The following is a 20,810-nucleotide window of genomic DNA, read 5'->3' as shown; positions in this document are numbered from 1 at the left end:
TCGTAGCTCTTCAGCGTTGTTCCTAAGCTCTACACTTCCACTTACCGATATGTAGAATTCGCAGGAAATGAGGGAGTTAGGATGGCTTTCACAACTCGTTTAATGAAATTAGATTCATTTTGTCGATATATAGTAGAGTTCTGATGTATTGCACAAAAAGACAACAGAAAAATAAAAAGGAATTTCATGAAAAAGAACACCCTAGCATTAGCAACGGCTCTCGCACTCGGAAGTGTGTTGTCTGTGGCGCATGCAAATGAAGCGGCGCAGTCGTCGGCTGAACAGGTAAATCCGAAAGCCGTCACGTACCCAACCACACAAAAAGTGGATGTTGTCGATGACTACTTTGGTACAAAAGTGAGTGATCCTTATCGCTGGTTGGAAGACGATCTCAGCCCAGAAACCGCAGAATGGGTGAAGGCACAAAATGCAGTGACGTTTGATTATCTGTCGAAAATCCCTTATCGCAAGCAGATTGAAGAGCGCATTACTAAGCTCATGGATTACGAAAAACAAAGCCAACCGTTCAAAGAGGGTAAGTTCACTTACTTCTACAAAAATGACGGGTTACAAAACCAAGACGTGCTTTATCGGCAGCTAGGTGATGGTGAAGCAGAAATTTTCCTCGATCCAAATACTTTTAGTGAAGATGGCACCACATCGTTAGCGGGAGTGAGCTTTTCACGAGATGGATCTTTGGTTGCATACAGCATTTCGGAAGGCGGTAGCGATTGGCGAAAAGTCATAGTTCTAGAGACAGAAACCAAAAAGCCCGTCGGCGAAACGCTGGTGGATATTAAGTTCAGCGGCATCAGTTGGCTCGGCAATCAAGGCTTCTATTACTCAAGTTATGACAAGCCACAGGGGAGTGAACTCTCCGCGAAGACAGATCAACACAAGCTCTACTTTCATAAGCTTGGGACGAAACAAAGTGAAGACCAGCTGATTTTCGGCGGCTTTGAGGAAGAGAAATACCGTTATGTTGGCGGCTATACGTCGGAAGATGAACGCTACTTGTTTATCTCAGCCAGCGTATCGACATCGGGTAACAAACTGTTCTTCAAAGATCTGAGCAAGCCAAACAGCCCGCTGAAAACCATTTTAGATAACACCAGTTCTGATACTTGGGTGATAGACAACCAAGGCACGAAACTGTACTTGGTTACGAACCTTAATGCGCCGAACAAACGCGTCGTGACGGTGGATGCGAGTCAGCCGCAGCCCAAAAACTGGAAAGATTTGATACCTGAGACAAAGAACGTGTTACGTGTTTCTACCGCGGGTGGCAACTTGTTTGCGAGCTATATTGTTGATGCGATCTCGATGGTGAAGCAATACGACATGAACGGCAAACTCATCCGAGAAATCAAATTGCCTGATATTGGCAGCGCATACGGTTTCACGGGTAAAAAAGAAGAAACCGAAGTCTACTATTCTTTCACCAACTACAAGATGCCAAGCACTACGTATCGTCTGAACATCAAAGATGGTGATAGCGAGGTGTACTACAAATCTAAAGCGCCATTTGACCCTGCTTTGTATGAATCTCGCCAGGTGTTTTACACCTCAAAAGACGGAACAAAAGTGCCGATGATCATCACCTATAAAAAAGGGACACCGATGGACGGCAGTGCACCAACCATCCTATATGGTTATGGCGGCTTCAACATTAACCTCACACCATCTTTTAGCCCGACACGTGCGGCTTGGTTGGAGCTTGGTGGTGTTTACGCGGTAGCGAACATTCGTGGCGGTGGGGAGTATGGTAAAGAGTGGCACAACGCTGGCATTCAAATGCAAAAGCAAAATGTGTTTGATGACTTTATTGCGGCGGCTGAATACCTAATTGATGAAAAGGTAACGTCATCAAACAAGTTAGCCATTAACGGTGGATCGAATGGTGGCTTGTTAGTGGGGGCTGTTATGACGCAACGTCCAGAGCTGTTTAAAGTGGCGCTGCCAGCAGTCGGCGTACTGGATATGCTGCGTTATCATACTTTTACCGCAGGTGCTGGTTGGGCGTATGACTACGGCACGGCAGAGCAAAGTAAAGAGATGTTCCAATATCTGAAAGGTTATTCGCCAGTGCACAATGTAAAAGCAGGGGTGGAATACCCAGCAACATTGATTACAACCGGTGATCATGATGATCGTGTTGTTCCTGCTCACTCTTACAAATTTGCTGCTGAGTTGCAGTCAAAACAGGCGGGTTCAAATCCGACCTTGATTCGCATCGAAACCAATGCAGGACATGGTGCTGGCACACCAACGCGTAAAATAATTGAGACAAATGCAGATATTTATAGCTTTGCACTGTTCAATATGGGGATAGAGAAACTGCAATAGTGCGAATCGTTTGCGTTTTTAGTTAACGAAATGCATTGGTGCTTTTGCACTCGATAATAAAAGGGAATCACAGAGTGTGATTTCCTTTCAATTTATTGTGGAGTAACTATTCTAAATTGACCGCAAGGCTAATTAAATTAAGGTATTTGCAATTTATTACAACTCTCTTCTTTACCTTAAGAGTAATATGCGATACAAATAAAACTTGATCGCGATCACTTAACACCATTGCACTCCTTATTTATATGGTAAATTTAATTAATCATTTGTTCTAATGATAATTGAATTTTCATAAGCTTTAATATTCCCTTCTTTGTAAAGCTTACCAAATTTCAAGTTATATAAGATATAAGTAGCAGTGATTGAACTTTTACGACGCTTTATTTTATTTTAATTAAAACGTCTAATGTTTCGTCATTATTAAATTTGCTTTGATAATTTATATTATCCAAAGCGAGTTGTGTTGCTTGCTATTTATGATGACCTCATGACGTGAATAATTTTATAATCATTAAAATGGATACAGTTTTATGAATTTAGTGAAACCGTCTGTTGTTATCATGGCAGCAGCCCTTCAACTCGCGTCTTCTGCTTATGCTCAGACAAATAATGACGAAGAACTACAAGATATGTCTGACCCACTTGCGGTTTACACCCAAGCGGGCTTTGGTATTACTGACAAAGGCGCGAACATCAAAATCGGTCAAACTTACCAATCTAGCCAGCCTGGCACCATGGCGATGAACATCATCGAAATGAAAGGCATTGGTGGTGAGCTATTTGGCATTCGCGACAATGACGATCCAATGTATGCCAATGTTGATGACAGCATTGACTCTTTCCGACTACGTAATTTCCAAGTAGAAGTCGCAAAAGGTCTAGGCCGTCAATTAGATGTAAATTACGACGTTGATAACGATAAATTAGATGCATCTTATAGCTTTATTCAAGGCCTACCTAAGTTTGGCATATTGCAGTTATTTCCTTTGGCTGGTGCAGGTGTCACTATTGCTAATGATTTTAGTGGTGATGGCAAAGGTTATGAAATTCCAGGTACTTTCACCGTTGTCGGTATGTACTCAAAAATTGAATTAACCGATAAAATCTGGATTAACTACAACCCAATGTATATGCATACATTGTCAGGGTCTAGTCAATATAAAGATACTTATTACGCGGGTGAAGATAATATCTTAACTCATGAGTTTGCGTTGTCTTATCAAATTAATCCTCGCGCTAATATTCGTTACTTTGCAAACTGGAATGAGCACGTTAATTTCGGTGATGGTGATCACCGTATCGAATTTAACTACCAATTCTAACTTCCTCGTTTATTTCCAGAATAGAAAGTGTGTTTATCCATATATTTAAATATTTAGGCTAGGGCACTTTCTACATAAAGTAGGTTTATCATGAAAGCCAAATATAAATTTGCGTTGGTATCTATTGCTATATCTTCTGCATTACTATCAGGATGCAAAACTGGCGATATCGCAACGAAAACTGCCCAAGCACCCTCTGTTGAAACCGTTACCCTAACCGAAACAAAAATCACTCCTTATCATACTTTTATCGGTCGAACTGAAGCGGTAAATGACGTTGATATTATGCCTCGAGTCGGTGGCGAATTAACCGCGATTCATTTTAAAGATGGCGATATGGTCGAAAAAGGCCAATTGCTGTTTGAAATCGACGACCGTCCTTACAAAGCGGCACTGGCGTATGCAAAAGCGTCGTTGCAAAAAGCAAAAGCACAACTCGTTCAAACTACGCGTGATGCAGAACGTGTGAAGAAACTCATCAAAGATAAAAGCATCAGTGAGCAGCAATACGATGACGCCATTGCTGCGCACGCTGCAGCGATTGCTTCGGTAGAAGAGGCGAAAGCGACGCTGGTTTCAGCAAGGCTCGATCTTGAATTTAGCTCTGTACGTGCTCCTTTCTCTGGCCGCGTGGGTTTCAGCAACTTCCGAGTGGGTGACCGTATTTCGAAAATTCAACTCGTTCCTCTTGTTTCGATCACTCAAATCGACCCAATTCGCTTTGGCTTTGATGTGGATGAGAAGCTCTACCGCCGCGTAAGAAGTGCCATTGATGTGGCTCATCGTAACGATGACAAACTGGATGTTGATTTAACACTGACGCTTTCAGACGGTTCATTGTATCCGCTTGATGGCAAGATCTACGCCGTTGGCAACAAGATCGATTTAGAAACAGGCTCAATTCGAGCAGAAGCACAATTCGATAACCCAACTTACGCGCTTATGCCGGGTGAATATGGCAACTTGACCATCAAGCTGCGCAACAAAACCATTGATGGTTTGCTTATCCCATCGGCGGCTGTTCAGCAAGACCAAGCAGGTGACTACGTCATGGTGGTTGGTGATGATCACGTGGTGTCTCGTCGTAACGTTGAACTCGGTCAGACCTACGGTGTGAAACGTGCTGTGCTGACTGGCTTGGCGGCTAACGAAAAAGTCATCGTCAATGGTCTACAAAAAGTGCGTCCGGGTGCAACGGTGAAAGACGTTGAACTACAGAGTGAACAAGGCTGAGTGAGAACTGATGTTAAGTAAATTTTTCATTCACCGGCCGAAGTTTGCTTTGGTGATCTCATTGGCGATGACATTGATGGGTATGATCGCCCTGAAAGTCTTGCCAATTTCTGAGTATCCTCAAATCTCTCCGACGGTAATTACGGTGAGCACCATGTATCCGGGTGCAAACGCGAACGTGGTTAAAAAGACGGTTGCACAGCCGATAGAAGCCAAAGTCAACGGCGTTGAAGACATGATTTACATGTCTTCTGTGATTGGTAACGATGGTTCATACACACTACGTATCTATTTTCGAGTGGGCGCAGATGGCGATATGGCGCAGGTTCGTGTGAACAACTTGGTGGCGCAAGCGACGTCGTCTCTACCACAAGAAGTAAACCAAATCGGTGTGACGGTTAAGAAGAAATCTTCCGACATGCTGGGCGTTATTACACTGCGTTCTCCGAAACAGTCTCACGATAGTATCTACCTCTCCAACTATGCGGATCTCAATATTGTTGAGCGTCTAAAACGTATCGAAGGTATGAGTGACATTACGCTGCTGGGTAAGAAAGACTACTCAATGCGTATTTGGTTGAACCCAAATAAACTGGCCACCTTGAAGCTTTCCGCTAGTGATGTTATTGGCGCAATTAAAACGCAAAACATCCAAGTGGCGGCGGGTAAGATCGGTGGTATGCCAGCTCCGGGTGACCAGCAATATCAATATGTTTTGCAAACCAAAGGCCGCCTTACTTCTGCGGAAGAGTTCGAGAACATCATCATCCGTGCGAGCAAGAAAGGTTCTTTGATTCGCTTGAAAGATGTGGCTCGTGTGGAAGTTGGCGCACAAGGTTACGAAGCTGATGGTCGTATGAATAACGAACCAGCCGCCGTTCTGGCCTTGTACCAGTTGCCGACAGCGAACGCGCTAGACGTGATGGAACGCGTGAAAGAGGCCATGAAAGAGTACGAGAAATCGTTCCCAGATGATTTGGTCTACGACATCGCGTATGACTCTACCGAATACGTAGAGACGTCGATTGATGAAGTGTATGAGACGCTGGTGATTGCGGTACTTCTTGTCACCTTCGTTGTGTATGTTTTCTTGCAGAACTGGCGAGCGACCATCATTCCAACCTTAGCGATTCCGGTTTCCATCATTGCGACGTTCGCAATCATGGGCGTGATGGGCATGACCATTAACACCATCTCGTTGTTTGGCTTGATCCTCGCCATCGGTATCGTGGTGGACGATGCGATCATCGTGGTAGAGAACGTGGAGCGGGTTATCCATGAAGAGCATTTAGACCCGATTCCGGCCACGATCCAAGCCATGAAAGAAGTGACGGGTCCTGTATTGGCAACAACGCTTATTTTGTTGGCGGTGTTCGTACCGGTTGCGCTATTGCCGGGTATTTCTGGTCGAATGTTCAACCAGTTCGCGGTCACCATCTGTGTGTCGGTGCTGATCTCTGCGATCAACGCATTAACGTTAACGCCAGCGCTTTGTGCGTTGATGTTGAAATCAACTCACTCACAACCTATTGCGCCTTTGCGTGCGTTTAACCGAGGTTTTGAAGCAATAACGCGCAAATACCAAGGTTTAGTTGGTTTCTTGAGCCGCCGCATTGTGCTGAGTGTCGGTGTTTATGGCGTGCTTATTGCGGGGCTGGCATTTGCGTTCATGACCGTACCTTCTTCTTTCGTACCGAACGAAGATAAAGGCGTGTTCATGGTCGAAATGCGTTTGCCAGACGCAGCTGCATTGCAGCGTACGGCACCATTAATGAAGAAGTACGTTGATGAGCTAAAACAGATGGAAGGTGTGGAGAACGTGGTTTCGGTTGCGGGTTTCTCGGTAATTAACATGGCGTCGATTCCAAACTCGGGCATGTTGATCATCAAACTGGATAACTGGAGCAAACGTAAAGACCCTGAGCTACACCAACGCGCGTTGATGAATAAAGTTAACCAAATGCTGAACTCAACGCCAGATGCCGCTTCGTTCGTTTTCGCGACGCCGGCAATCAAGGGCATGGGTGCGGTGGATGGTTTCAACCTTGTGTTGCAAGACAACTTGGGTCGTTCTCCACAAGAGTTGGCAAAAACAACCGCTGATTTTGTTGCCCAAATCAATCAACTGCCTGAAGTGGCGCGTGCGTTCTCGATTTTCCGTGCGAACATTCCGCAACGTTACATCGATATTGACCGCGATAAAGCGATTTCGATGGGCGTACCGTTGAATGAAATCTTCAGCACACTGCAAGCACAGTTGGGCGGCGCCTACATTTCTGACTTCAACTTGTTTGGGCGTTCGTACCAAGTGAAAGTGCAAGCAGAAGAGCAATATCGTGACAACATCGACGACATCGACCATCTGTTTGTTCGTTCAAGCTCTGGAAAAATGGTGTCATTGGCAACGCTAGTGAAAGTGAAGCCGATCTTCGGCCCTGATACCTTATCGAACTACAACATGTTTAGTTCTGCAACCGTGAACGGTGCGCCAGCGCCAGGTTACAGCTCGGGTGATGTTGTAAAAGCCATTGAAAAACTGGCTGCAGAATGTTTGCCAAGTGGTTACTCGTACGAGTGGTCAGGCATGACTTACCAAGAGATGAAAGCAGGCAACATGGCACCAATCGCGTTCGCATTGTCTTTGCTGTTCACCTACTTGTTCTTGGTGGCTCAGTACGAAAGTTGGACCATTCCTGCAGCGGTAATGATGGCGGTTCCAGTCGCGATTCTCGGCGCAATGGGCACGCTACTGCTGGTGGGACAACCGTTCGATTTGTACGTGCAGATTGGTGTGGTCATCTTGATCGGTATGTCCGCCAAAGTGGCGATTCTTATCGTGGAATTTGCCAAAGTTCTGCGAGAAGAAAAGGGCTTATCCATCATTGATGCTGCCAAAGAAGCTGCTCGAATCCGTTTCCGTGCAGTACAGATGACTGCGTTCGCCTTCATCTGGGGGGTATTCCCGTTGGTGATTGCATCGGGTGCTGGTGCGGCATCTCGTCACTCACTGGGCTTCGCAGTATTCGGCGGCATGATTCTCTCTACGTTTGTAGGCACGTTACTGACGCCAGTGTTCTTCGTGATGATGCAATCTCTGCGCGAGAAGTTTAAGCGAAAGAAACCCACTGAACTTGAGGTGAGTGAGCAACAACGCTGATTTCAACTGACTCCACAACACCCCCACGCTGTGTGCGATTGGCCAATGCCTTCCATTGATATACAACCACCGTCGCAGCGTGGGTTCCCCTAACAATAATAGGTTTTAACATGAAAAATCTTTCAAAAATCGTCGTAGCGAGCTCTCTACTGACGTGTGCTGCTGCGCAAGCGGGTGGGTTATACCTTTACGAAACAACAGCATCGGATATTGGTTTGGCATCCGCTGGTATGGCGGCTCGTGCGCAAGATGCCTCAGTAATGGCAGCAAACCCGGCTGGTCTGGCGAATGTTTCTGGTAAATCTTTCTCTGGTAACCTGATTGGTCTTTACGGTGACGCGCAACTAGACACGATGACTGGTGATGCGGGCAACGTGATTGGTTTTGTTCCTATGGCGTCGGCATTTTACAGCCAACAAGTGAACGACAAATGGACGCTGGGTATTGGTCTGTATGGCAACTACGGTCTTGGCCTCGAGTACGAAGGTCTTTTGAATAATCATTTAGATATTCCTACAGCAACGACGCAAGCCTTGACCATTCAACCTTCCGCTTCTTACCGCATCAATGATCACTGGTCTGTGGGTGCGGCGCTTGGTATTCAGTACGGTATGTATGAAGTGGAAACGAAGGGAATCTTGAACATTAGTGATGAAGACCAAGATACTCAGTTCAATGGTCGAGTTGGTGTGCTTTATGAGGCGACGGCAGGGACTCGACTTGGTTTGTCTTACTCTTCTGAAACCGAATTTGAGTTCGATAGTGGTAATTCCATTGCACCTCAGCAACTGATCTTTAGTGCTTATCACGTAGTGAATGATGATCTCGCTGTGATGTGGAACGCGAACTGGCAAGACTGGAGTGAATACACCACCACGCTAAACGTAGAGACACAAGACACTTATCAAGTTGCATTTGGTACTCAATATCAACTGAATGAAAAAATGACGTGGAACGCAGGCTTTGCATTCGATACTAGCATGTATGAAAGCCAATCAAATGGTGACATTACCGTTCCTACTGGCAAGGCGTACCGCATTGGTACAGGCATTGATTACAAATTGGATTCAGAAAACTCAATTGGTTTCGCGTTTGAAGCGATCTTGATGGAATCGTCAGAAACGCCAAGCTTACAAGCTGGCTTTGATGAGCCTGCTCTGTACTTCATGAGTATGAGCTACAACTGGAAAAACTAATCATTCCTAATCGCTAAAACGCCTTCCTTACAGGCCATTCTACCCTAACTACCTGCACTGGATGCTGTCACGCTATCTAAGGTAGTTAGGGCGCTTCTGTCACACCCAGTGAGTGATGATTTAAAAAGTATCTGCGCGGCTAAGTGCGGGTATTCAACATCTCAAAGGACTAAAAATGAAAAATAAACTAGCGTTAGTGAGTACGACTTTGTTGGTCAGTACGCTGGCTCATGGTGCCGAGCACCGAGTAAAAGACAATAAAAACAAGTTGGCGGATGACCCAACAAAAGTCATTACGAAATTTGGCGCGTCGTACGCAAACAACTACGATTTTGATGATCAAAACATCTCATTCTCGGGCTCACTTGCGCTTGACCAAGCGCGCAAAATTAACCTGCGTATCAATGATGATGCGAGCGAGTGGCGTATTGGTGGCTCGTGGTTGTTTCCGGTCGGTATCGTGAACTTCAACTTCGGTAAAAATGAATACGTAAACGGCGCGGATCAAACCAACTACAGCGTTGGTACCTTTATGCCGCTAAGTTATTTCGGGATTGAGCCAGCAGGCTTCCAAATTTTCCCAATGGCAGGCTATACGTACAACACTGGTGATGTTCCTGTTTGTGACGGTGCAGCAGGCAGCAACTGTAGCGAGCCTAACTTTACGGGCACTCCAAGTGCAGAGAATGGCTTCAATATGATGAGCTCTTCAGGCAGCAGCGGTTACGTTGGTGCATTTGCGCTGAAATCGTTTACCAAAGAGCTGACGTTAATCAGCTTCGCAGCAGGCACTTACGGCTCAGAAAACAGTGAAGGAGAGAACTACAAAGGCTTCTTTGGTGGTATCGGCCTTGGTTATCTCGTGAATAAACGTCACTCGTTTAACGTAATGACGTTTGTCATGGACAACAACACCTATTTAGATGAGGCAGATAGGCGCGTCGCATTATCTTACCAATATCAATTTGAGTAAATTGAAAACGCAGCAACGATGGCTGCGTTTTTACTTTGATGGAATAAATTAGTGAATCGCGTTCTTTTCTTCGATCTTTTTCTGATATTGGTGTTTTAATATATACATACGCTTAACATCGCTATAGGCTCCGTTAATAAAGTATTCTTCTACTAAATGGCCTTCTTCAATAAAACCACATTTCTTATATAAATGAATAGCGACTTCATTATCCACTGCGACCAATAAGTATATTTTACGTAGATTAAGAATCGAGAAGGAGTAATCCAATGCACGATTAATCATCTCTGTCGCATAACCTCGTCCTTGATGCTCTGGGGCGATGATTATCTGAAACTCAGCGCTTCGGTGAATGTAGTTGATCTCAATAAGTTCGACCAATCCAATCACTATGCCGTCTTCATCTTCAACCACAAAGCGTCTTTCTGCGTCATCATGTATATGTTTTCGGTACAGTTCTTCGAGCTCATCATAAGATTCATAGGGCTCTTCGAACCAGTAGGCCATGATATTTCGGTTGTTATTTAGTTCGTGAATAAAGCGCAAATCAGAGCGTTCTAGTGCACGCATTTTTAGGCCTTTCTTCATCATTTATCTCCAATGAGGCGAAGTAAACCTCCGCAATTGATGCTAGAAAATCTTAACGTATTAAACAAGAATTGCGCATCTGTTTTTGGGAAATATTGTGTTTTTTTCAATATGGAAACTTAGAGTTCACGCCAAATAAAAATTAATCTTTACGATAAAAAATTCGATTAGGTGGTTTGCCTAATATCATATTAAATACCGCGCAACGACTTAGTGTCTTAATCTAAATAAACAAGGTATTCAATATGTTTTCAATCGGTGACGTAGTAGTAGCGACTAAAGGTATCGATCTTGGCGAAATGGTTGTTACAGGTTTAAGCAGTGGCGGTTTTTACACACACGTAAAAGCAGGCGAGAAAACGCTAACTTACCCAGCTAAAGATCTTAAGAAAGCATAATTAAATTTGCTCACTCTTATTTCTAAACTGGCTTAAAGTTCGTATTACTTATTTTAGGCGGGTTAGAATTTATAAAAGGTAGCGCAACAAGTCGCTACCTTTTTTATCACTCTCTTTTCTAGTTTTCTTCTGTTTTATGAACCTCAACACGGTTTCTACCGGTTTCTTTGGCTTTGTAAAGGGCTAAGTCGGCGCGTTTTACGAGTGGTTCAAACGAGTCATCCAAGCTACAGACTTGAGTTACACCAATACTAGCGGTAAAGCTCATATCACGACCTGAGTGTTGAATCGTCGTAGTTTCTAGCGCATTGCGAATCGTTTCTAATGTGTTTAGGGCTTCTTGCGATGACCGGCTTCTTAGTACGATGGCAAACTCTTCACCGCCAACTCTGGCAAGTAAGTCACAGTCAAGTAGATGACTTTGAATGGTGTTGACTGCATGGATCAGCGATTTATCGCCAGCATCATGACCAAACCGATCATTAAGGCTCTTAAAGTTGTCTAAATCTAGAATAGCAACATGGAAGTCAATGCCTTGGGTGCGGTATTCAGTCAAGCGGCTTTCGATTTGTCGCATGAATTCTCTGCGGTTTGGAATGCCAGTCAGGTCATCCGTTGTGGCAAGATGCTCCATTTTCATAATTTGTATATGAAGAGCAATGTTTAAAGCAATCCAGTTAGCGATGCACTGAAGCTGTGCCGCTTGTTCGTTTGTATAAGTGTGCGTTTGATGATGTGCAACATTAAGCGTGCCCAAACAGACTTTACCGTGCATTAAAGGCGCATCCATACACGTCCCCATGCCATTGGATGCCAGCATCACACAATCGACCTCATCAGATTGAGTGACATCGTCACAGATCATCAGTTGTTGTTTTTTGAACACTCGGCCAACAAAAGCTCGGTGAATAGGTACCAAGAATTCAGCCGGAATCGCTTTATTACCAGAGAAAGAGTAGACCTTTAGATGATCATCATTTTCATAAAGCGTGATACTCGCGCGGTCGGAATTGAATATACGATTTATCCATTCTGCGACCGTATCAAGCACCTGCTGCAATGTTTCCGATTGAGCTAAAAAGTGAACAAACCCTATCGGCATACAGATCGGACTTTCCATATTCTGCATCGATAAGTCATCAGGGTTAAAAGTTCTTTCAAGTCTCAATAGACATCTCCTTGCGATGTTGCAAATACCAACAATAAGTTACACGAAGCTATTTTCAAGAAAAATGCGTTTCTACGTAAGATTATGGTTTATTTATCGCCATCTATGTGTGTTCAATTGCTTAATGTGGGCGTTAACTCACGCCTAAATGAATAAATGTTATACCTATTTATAAGTAAGTCATTACTCAATAAGGGGTGTTTTTGAGGTAGAACCAAAGAATAGGAAAGCCCTTCAGGGAAGAGAAGGGCAAAGAGGGTGAACTTAGGAAAGTAAATACGTAAGCAGTGAATTAATTATCTTTGTATTTCTGTAAAATCAACTGACTGATTTGCGCGATGAGCTGGTCTCTGGCTTGCAGTGATAGCTCGGTTTCTGTGACATAGATACTAATGTAAACAGGACGATGGTTTTCCTTCCATATGATTGCGTTAATACCGCGCGAACCGTGACCACCCGCACCAGAGCGGTCGGCGATAGACCAACCTGTTGGTAATACTGAACGCATTAACGAGTCTGAAACCTTGTTGTCCTGCATCCAGATTTTTAATTGCACGCGAGACTCGTAAGACAACGTTTCTCCTTCAATCAAGGTTCGCAGAGTGTTTACCATGGCGTTAGGTGTGGTTGTGTCGCGGTTGTCTCCCGGTGTCGCTTCGTTCAAACGTGGTTCTAATCTATCTAGGCGCGTCGCTTTATCACCAATTGATCGCAAAAACATTGTCACGGCCTTAGGACCGCCGATTTCATTCAATACTAAGTTGGCAGCAGTATTATCACTCATCAACATCGCGGCTTCACAAGCGTGTTCTACGCGTGTGTTTTGGCCTGCGAGTTTGTCCATCACTGGAGACCACACAACGATGCTGCGCTCATCGACTTTCGCGGTCGCATTTTTACTTAGCTTACCGCTGTCCATATCACTTAGCATTGTGGCGCAAGCCAAGGTTTTGAATGTGCTCATGAGTGGGAAGCGTTCATCGCCGCGGTAATCCCAGCGCTCATCGGTTTGCGTATCCCAAACCGAGACCCCAACTCTGCTTGAGGTTTGTTGTTCGATGAGAGAAATGTCTTCATTCAGTTGGGAAGCGTAACTTAGGGTTGAGCAAACCATTAGCCCAGCCAACAAAAATAACTTTTTCATGCGTCGTGTTCTTCATTTTGGTTTTGGTTCGCACTGTGGCGATGTTACGCAAACTATAACGAGCGAATACTCTAACCACTGTTAAATCCATGTCGATTTTTTGTAGGATTCTGCGCAATACCTCCAAGTTTGTTATTGACCTTAAGTATATTGTGGGTTTACTCAACTTTACGAATATTGACGTTGCATTACGCTAGAAAAACTAAACTAGAGTTGTCGTCAATTTGAGAGTGATGTTCATGAAAACTGTACGAAATTTTGTATGGATGATAGTTGCCGCCGTGTCTGTGTTGTGGTGGATGAGTGAACCGCAACTGCTGTCCTCGACCCAATTCTTCCAATGGCGCTCCGCGCTTATTCAATATTCTGGTGTTTTGTCGTTAGCTTTGATGTCTATTGCGATGGTGCTGGCGCTGCGCTTACCTGTGATAGAGCAATGGGTTCATGGCATGGACAAGGCATATCGAGTACATAAGTGGTTAGGTATAACAGGCGTCAGTTTGGGTGTGATCCATTGGCTTATGTATAAAGTGCCGAAGTGGCTCGTTGCTGCTGGTTGGTTGGAAAAACCAGTAAAACACACTGGAGCGGGGCCATCAGGCAATAACTTCGTTGGTTTTGAGTTATGGGTTAAAGAACTGCGTGATATAGGCTTGGATTTAGGTGAGTGGGGCTTTTATTTGCTATTGGTATTGCTGGCAGTGTCACTCTGGACTGTTGTTAAATACAAACCGTTTAAGTTATCCCATCGTTTAATGGCTGTGGTGTATTTGATGGTTGCCTTGCATTCGGTCTTATTGATAAAGCATGCATACTGGGGCGATCCCATTCATTTTGTCGCTTTAGGTTTTGCATTGATGGGCTCTGCGGCTGCCACTTACAGCTTGTTCGGTTTTGTCGGGCGAGCAAACCGCCATCCTGCCAAAGTGGTGTCGACTCGCTACTTCCCTCAAGCGCGCGTGATGGAGCTGGTTTTGGCGCCAAGCAATAACGGTCAAGGAAAACCTTGGCAAGGGCACAAAGCAGGACAGTTTGCTTACGTTCGTTTTGGTAATGAAGATCCACATCCGTTTACGATTGTTTCAGGTGAGCACGATCCAGAGGTCCGTTTTTTGATCAAAGAGCTAGGCGATTTCACAACCAATTTGTACCAGCGCGTGAAAGCGGGTAATGAGGTTGTTGTTGAAGGGCCGTATGGACGTTTAGAGTTTGATGTCAACAAGCCGCAAGTTTGGATTGCTGGTGGTGTCGGAATAGCGTCGTTCTTTGCCATCTTATCTTCATTGAAAACGCTAAAAAGACATCCGCCAGTACATTTGTTTTATTGCATACGTGGCTTAGATAGTCATTTAGTGGATGAACTGTGGAATGCTGCGCGTCAGGCACAAGTGAAACTGAACGTGATAGATACTGCGATTTCACCTCGACTTAATGTTGAACAAATTGCGAAGGAATGCGGCGATTTATCGCGTTATGAGTTTTATTTCTGTGGACCGGAGGTATTTTCTCGAACCCTGAAAAAAGAGTTAGAGGCATATCGTTTTGATACAGAACATCACTATCATGAAGAGCTGTTTGTGATGCGATAATCTAGTATTTGGGGCGAAATAAAAAGGAGCTGATATTAGCTCCTTTTGTATTTACATTTAACGTCTATGAACCGTATGAATGCGTTAATCCGGTCTCACTACAGTTCCACTTTTTTGACCATGCCGGCTTCTGCATGTCCGGGGATATTACACGCGAACTCTACATTTTTATCGCCATGGAAGTGCCACAGGAGTTGTTTCGCTTTGCCTGGTTCAACAGTGACAGCATTGCCGGAGTCATGCATGTGATCGCCAGACATGGTTTTCATCATTTCACGGTGTTTAAGCTGTTCTTCTGCTGAGCCAATGGTAAATTCGTGATTGATTTTGCCTGTATTCATTACCACAAATTGAACCACATCATCCGGTTCTATTGTCACGTCTTTTTTGAATGTAATTTTCATATCATCCGTTAAGAGTACATGAACGACTTTGTCTGGTTTTGCGCCATTTGCAGGCATACCAACCGCTGACATGCCTGGCATGCCGCTCATACCAGAATGATCCATTTTACCGTGGTCCATTTTTCCATGATCCATCGGCATTTTATCCATGTTCATGGAACCGTGATCCATTTGACCATGCTCCATATTTTCGTGGTTCATGTTTGAGTTATCCATTTGAGCAAATACGCCACTCGATACCATGGTTAGAGCAAGAGTGATAAGAGTCTTTTTCATGTTGATTTCCTTTACTATCAATTAGATATCGCGCCATTATTCTTCTGAATAATGGCGCTCGTTGTTATTTATCTTGGTGTTGAGTTGATTTCACTTCACGCTGTTTCCACAGCTTGAAGATGGCAGGTAACACAAGCAGCGTTAACAGCAGGGCAGAGGCCATGCCACCAATCATCGGTGCAGCGATGCGTTGCATCACTTCAGAGCCTGTCCCCTCGCCGTACATGATTGGAATAAGACCAATGATTACCGTTAATACGGTCATCATGACAGGCCGCACACGCAAGCCAGCGCCTTCGCGAATTGCGTCTGTAAGATCCCGTGCTTGAAGCGGTCGTTGTTTCTCTTCTGCATCCAGTTTTCGGTGGTGCCACGCTTGGTTGAGATACACCAGCATGATGACGCCTATCTCCACCGCAACGCCGGCGAGGGCGATAAACCCAACCCCCACGGCAATAGAGAAGTTGTAGTTCAGATAATGCATCAGCCATAAGCCACCAACCATTGCTAAAGGCAGCGTCAGCATGATGATCAGCACCTCACCTACACGCCGGAAGCTGAAGTAAAGTAGCATCATGATGATCGCAATAGTGATTGGTACTACGACACTTAAGCGGTCTTTGGCGCGTTCCATGTATTCGTACTGACCTGACCAAGCCAGCGAATAACCCGCAGGTAATTCAAGTTGATCTGCTACTACTTGTTGTGCTTCCACGACGTATGAGCCCAGGTCACGACCTTCGATATCCACGAAAACCCAACCGTTTGGACGCGCGTTTTCGGTTTTGATCATCGGTGGACCATCTTCATAACGAATATCTGCCACGTCTGCGAGTGCGATGCGTGCGCCGTTGGGGGTTACCAGTGGTAGGTTTTGCAGTTTAACAACCGAGTCACGGTAGTCTTGCGGGTAGCGAACGTTAATCGGGTAGCGCTCTAGCCCTTCAATGGTTTCTCCAACATTCATACCACCGACCGCGGTTGAGATGACTTGCTGAACGTCTTTGATGCTCAATCCATATCTCGCAGCTGCGCGGCGTTTGATATCAATCGTTACGTAACGGCCACCCGCGACACGCTCCGCATATACAGATGAGGTGCCGTGAACGCTATTAAGAATAGGTTCCAGCTGAGCACCAATTTTTTCGATCTCTTTCAGGTCTGGGCCTGCAATCTTGATCCCAATTGGCGTTTTAATACCGGTCGCCAGCATGTCGATACGCGTTTTGATTGGCATTACCCAAGCGTTGGTGAGTCCCGGAAACTGAATCAGTTCATCGAACTCTTTGCGTAACGACTCTGTCGTCACGCCTTCACGCCATTGATCGTGAGGTTTTAGCTGAATAACTGTTTCAATCATGGTAAGTGGTGCAGGATCGGTGGCCGTTTCCGCACGGCCAATCTTGCCCCAAACCGTTTTGACTTCCGGTACGGTTTTGATCAGCTTGTTGGTTTGCTGAACTAGTTCACGTGCTTTACCAATCGAGATTCCCGGATACGTAGTCGGCATGTACATCAAGTCGCCTTCATCCAATGGTGGGATGAACTCGCTACCCAGTTGACTGGTTGGATAGTAAGCTGACGCCATTAGGCCTAAAGCGATAACGATCATACTCTTAGGGTACTTGAGGCTGGTATTCAGCAACGGGCGATACAGCGCAATTAAGCCTCTATTTACTGGATTCTTATGCTCTGGTAATACGTTGCCACGGATGAAATAACCCATGAGCACAGGTACGAGGGTAATTGCCAAACCTGCTGCTGCGGCCATGGCATAAGTTTTAGTAAAGGCGAGAGGGGAGAACATCTTGCCCTCTTGACCTTCCAGTGCAAATACTGGCACAAAGCTTAACGTGATGATAAGCAGTGAGAAGAACAGGGGCGCGCCTACTTCTTCAGCGGCTTTGCCAATCACTTGCCAGCGGTTCTTATCCGTGAGAGGCGTTCGTTCAATATGCTTGTGGACGTTTTCTATCATTACGATGGCACCATCCACCATAGCACCGATGGCGATGGCAATCCCCCCGAGCGACATGATGTTGGCGTTAATGCCTTGAGAATGCATGACGATAAACGCGGATAAAATACCGACGGGCAAGCTCAGCGCGATAACCAAAGACGAACGGATGTGAAATAGGAAGAGGGCACAAACAATCGCCACGACGATGAATTCTTCCGCCAATTTCTTCCACAAGTTTTCTACGGCAGCGTTAATCAGCGTGGAGCGATCGTAAGTAGGCACGATTTCTACACCATCCGGTAAGCTGCGCTGTAAATCTTCCAGTTTGTCTTTAACTTTGCTGATGACTTCACTCGCGTTTTCGCCATAGCGCATCACGATCACGCCACCCACCGCTTCACCTTCGCCGTTAAGCTCAGAGATGCCGCGACGCATTTGCGGACCTAAGTTGATGTCAGCAATGTCGCCCAATAAGAGCGGTGTACCTTTCTCTGTCACTTTGAGCGGGAGTGATTCAATATCCTCAATACTCGTTAGGTAACCTGTAGTGCGAACCATATGTTCCGCTTCTGCTACTTCAACAACAGAGGCGCCCGTTTCCTGATTGCCGTTTTGGATCGCCATGTTCACTTGTTGCAGTGTCAGGTTGTAAGCACGTAGCTTTGCTGGGTCAATCTGAACTTGATATTGCTTCACCATACCGCCAACGGTTGCGACTTCAGAGACGCCATCGACGGTTTGCAGCTCATATTTCAAGAACCAGTCTTGCATACTACGCAGATCAGCAAGATCATGGTTGCCAGTTTTATCTTGCAGTACATAGCTGTAGACCCAACCCACTCCCGTCGCATCTGGTCCTAATGTCGGTTTTGCACTCGGTGGTAATTTAGGTGCTACTTGGCTTAGGTACTCTAAAACGCGCGAACGTGCCCAATACATGTCGGTATCATCGTTAAAAATGATATAAACATATGAGTCACCAAAAAATGAATAACCACGAACGGTTTCCGCTCCTGGTACGGCGAGCATGGCGGTTGTTAGCGGGTAAGTAACTTGATCTTCAACTACTTGAGGTGCTTGGCCTGGGTAGCTTGTTTTGATGATCACTTGAACATCAGAAAGATCCGGAATGGCGTCTACAGGTGTATTCTTTACACTGTAAAGTCCGGTTAAAACAAGCGCTAAGGTAGCGATCAAAACCATGAAACGGTTTTTGATCGACCAGCGGATTATTGCTCCAATCATAGTTAGCCCTCAACCGCTTCAAGTTGCTTCAAGACGTAGTCAGCTCCTTGTTTTTCAACTAAAAACCGTACTTTCTGACCTTCTTTGAATCCGGATAGATCCACTTCATCACCTACAGAGAAGTTCATCTCTCCTGCCTCCCAGTTCCATTCTGCAACTGGGAGGTGGTTGAGAGTTATCATCCCAAAATCCGCCATCAACATGCTGATATCTCCGGTAATCCATACGTCAGTCACGACAACGCTGTCATCGGCTTTGTAGTCAACGACTTCATATTGACCGGACTCTGTTTTCTGAATTTCAAACTCGATAGCTTGGCCTTTTTGCAGAGTGCCCACATCAACGTCATCTGCGAGGGTAAAGTTCATGACCATACCCGGCCAATCCCACTCTGCTACGGGCTGATGATTAATGGTCAACATACGGTGATCTTTCATCACATCGGTGATTTCACCCTTAGCCCAAACTGTTTCTACTTTGGCTTCAGTAGGTGATGAAATACGGGATAGATCAGCCGTTTGGCTCGATTCCGAATCCAACATAAAGTGCGCAGAGGTTACGATGCGATCATCTTGAGACAGACCTTGCAGCACCTCGATTTTGTCGTCGGCTTCACGCCCGACTTTGATGCGCGTTGAACGGTATTTACCATCGCCTTCAGACAACACGACTCGGGTCATACCGCCGGATCGAATAACGGAAGACTTAGGAATAGTCATAACCGCGTTATCAGTGACTGGTTGAAGGGCAATGTTGGCAAACATGTTCGGTTTAAGATCGCCATTGGGATTAGAGAATTTAAGACGAACACGAAGCGTGCGCGTTTTAGGATCCAAAATTGGATACACATAATCTACGCTGCCTTGCCACTCTTTACCCGGAATCGCATCCAACGTCATAGTGGCGTCGCTGCCTGCTTTCATCCAGTGAGCTTGGCGCTCAAACACTTCGGCATCCACCCATACGTTTTCAAGTGGGCCCGCGCTGATCACCGCTTGAGCAGGGGATAGGTAACCACCTTCACGAACGTTCAAACTCGCGATGACGCCATCTTCCGGAGCTTTAATTTCAATAGTTTGCGATGCTTTCCCGCGTTGAGTGATGGCTTTGATTTGAGAACGATCAACACCCAGTGTCACTAAACGTTCTGTCGCGCCTTTCACCAGGCCATTACGCCCAGTTCGGTAGGCGTTCAGCAGCTCTTCTTGTGCTTTGACTAGCTCAGGCGAATACAGCGTGAACAGTACATCGCCTTTGTTGACCTTTTCACCCACGGCATTGATGTAAAGCTTTTCAACCCAGCCGGCCACGCGAACGTTGGTTTGCCACAAATGGCTTTCGTCAAACGCGATATAGCCGACAGTTTCAATCCGAGGTGAAAGTTGCTCTAAAGAGACTTGAGCGGTTTTTACACCTAAGTTGTTTTCAACTGATGGGTCAATTTTTACCGTGCCGGGTTTGTCTTGTTCACCTGCGAGATCTTCGGCGTACACTGGGATCAAGTCCATACCCATTGGCGATTTGCCCGGTTTGTCGCGCTTATAATTTGGATCCATTGGCGCAACCCAATAGAGTGGCTCGTTTGAGCTGCTCGCAGCGCTACCGCTTGTGCCGCTCATGTCGTGGTTTGCACCAGATAGGTACTGATTAACGCCAAACCCTAGTGCCCCGCCAACAAGCAGAGCGATGGTTGCTATCTTGATTGAATTTGAACTCATTCCTAATTCCTTATTTTCCCCATGAGGCATGACAGCGATGTTGATTGTTTATTGGTGTGCATTAGCCATCGTCCCCAAACTTGGGTTCTCTCA

At 45.4% G+C, this 20,810-nt stretch carries 14 protein-coding genes; 8 read left to right on the top strand and 6 right to left on the bottom strand.

The genetic code is table 11. The features are described 5' to 3' along the window. The first annotated feature begins 186 nt into the window (after window positions 1–186). From FKN08_RS09515 to FKN08_RS09490, 6 genes are all read left to right on the top strand, one after another. Complete coding sequence (locus tag FKN08_RS09515; protein WP_170891972.1) at window positions 187–2,346, top strand: prolyl oligopeptidase family serine peptidase; 2,160 nt, start codon at window positions 187–189, stop codon at window positions 2,344–2,346. 530 nt (window positions 2,347–2,876) lie between these two features. After that, on the top strand, window positions 2,877–3,668 hold the full coding sequence (locus FKN08_RS09510) for a hypothetical protein (protein ID WP_170891971.1): 792 nt from the start codon (window positions 2,877–2,879) through the stop codon (window positions 3,666–3,668). Window positions 3,669–3,758: 90 nt separating this feature from the next. After that, entirely contained in the window at window positions 3,759–4,901 is a 1,143-nt protein-coding gene (gene vmeP, locus FKN08_RS09505; RefSeq protein WP_005391278.1) for an efflux RND transporter periplasmic adaptor subunit VmeP, read from the top strand. A 10-nt stretch (window positions 4,902–4,911) separates the two neighbouring features. Continuing rightward, window positions 4,912–8,058 carry an efflux RND transporter permease subunit VmeQ gene (gene vmeQ / locus FKN08_RS09500; protein ID WP_170891970.1) on the top strand — a complete coding sequence of 1,049 codons (3,147 nt, stop codon included), beginning with the start codon at window positions 4,912–4,914 and terminating at the stop codon, window positions 8,056–8,058. A gap of 110 nt (window positions 8,059–8,168) precedes the next feature. Continuing rightward, window positions 8,169–9,254 carry an outer membrane protein transport protein gene (locus FKN08_RS09495; protein ID WP_170891969.1) on the top strand — a complete coding sequence of 362 codons (1,086 nt, stop codon included), beginning with the start codon at window positions 8,169–8,171 and terminating at the stop codon, window positions 9,252–9,254. Between the two features lie 175 nt (window positions 9,255–9,429). Beyond that, window positions 9,430–10,227, top strand: a complete 798-nt coding sequence (locus tag FKN08_RS09490; RefSeq protein WP_170891968.1) for a hypothetical protein — start codon at window positions 9,430–9,432, stop codon at window positions 10,225–10,227. Window positions 10,228–10,275: 48 nt separating this feature from the next. On the opposite strand, the gene speG is transcribed toward FKN08_RS09490, so the two are convergent. Next, window positions 10,276–10,815: a spermidine N1-acetyltransferase gene (speG, locus tag FKN08_RS09485; RefSeq protein ID WP_041853120.1), complete on the bottom strand. Its 540-nt coding sequence runs from the start codon at window positions 10,813–10,815 to the stop codon at window positions 10,276–10,278. Between the two features lie 245 nt (window positions 10,816–11,060). Here speG and FKN08_RS09480 point away from each other — a divergent pair, with 245 nt between their 5' ends. After that, window positions 11,061–11,213 carry a hypothetical protein gene (locus FKN08_RS09480; protein WP_005375418.1) on the top strand — a complete coding sequence of 51 codons (153 nt, stop codon included), beginning with the start codon at window positions 11,061–11,063 and terminating at the stop codon, window positions 11,211–11,213. A 118-nt stretch (window positions 11,214–11,331) separates the two neighbouring features. On the opposite strand, the gene FKN08_RS09475 is transcribed toward FKN08_RS09480, so the two are convergent. Both FKN08_RS09475 and blaCARB read right to left on the bottom strand, forming a co-directional pair. Continuing rightward, window positions 11,332–12,333, bottom strand: a complete 1,002-nt coding sequence (locus FKN08_RS09475) for a sensor domain-containing diguanylate cyclase (RefSeq protein ID WP_226977544.1) — start codon at window positions 12,331–12,333, stop codon at window positions 11,332–11,334. A 340-nt stretch (window positions 12,334–12,673) separates the two neighbouring features. Further along, window positions 12,674–13,525: a CARB family carbenicillin-hydrolyzing class A beta-lactamase gene (gene blaCARB / locus FKN08_RS09470; RefSeq protein WP_170891967.1), complete on the bottom strand. Its 852-nt coding sequence runs from the start codon at window positions 13,523–13,525 to the stop codon at window positions 12,674–12,676. 239 nt (window positions 13,526–13,764) lie between these two features. Between blaCARB and FKN08_RS09465 the strand changes: the two genes are divergently transcribed. After that, window positions 13,765–15,114: a ferric reductase-like transmembrane domain-containing protein gene (locus FKN08_RS09465; RefSeq protein WP_170891966.1), complete on the top strand. Its 1,350-nt coding sequence runs from the start codon at window positions 13,765–13,767 to the stop codon at window positions 15,112–15,114. Window positions 15,115–15,212: 98 nt separating this feature from the next. On the opposite strand, the gene FKN08_RS09460 is transcribed toward FKN08_RS09465, so the two are convergent. The 3 genes from FKN08_RS09460 to FKN08_RS09450 form a co-directional block, all read right to left on the bottom strand. Beyond that, entirely contained in the window at window positions 15,213–15,794 is a 582-nt protein-coding gene (locus FKN08_RS09460; RefSeq protein WP_053313544.1) for a cupredoxin family protein, read from the bottom strand. 64 nt (window positions 15,795–15,858) lie between these two features. After that, window positions 15,859–18,999 carry an efflux RND transporter permease subunit gene (locus FKN08_RS09455; RefSeq protein WP_170891965.1) on the bottom strand — a complete coding sequence of 1,047 codons (3,141 nt, stop codon included), beginning with the start codon at window positions 18,997–18,999 and terminating at the stop codon, window positions 15,859–15,861. A gap of 2 nt (window positions 19,000–19,001) precedes the next feature. Further along, entirely contained in the window at window positions 19,002–20,717 is a 1,716-nt protein-coding gene (locus FKN08_RS09450; protein WP_170891964.1) for an efflux RND transporter periplasmic adaptor subunit, read from the bottom strand. Window positions 20,718–20,810 lie beyond the last annotated feature (93 nt).

Origin of the sequence: Vibrio sp. 1-2 (7-a), from assembly GCF_013048515.1 — a bacterium.
In the GTDB taxonomy this organism is placed as follows: Bacteria; Pseudomonadota; Gammaproteobacteria; order Enterobacterales; family Vibrionaceae; genus Vibrio; species Vibrio diabolicus.
This window is presented reverse-complemented; position numbering and strand designations above follow the sequence as displayed.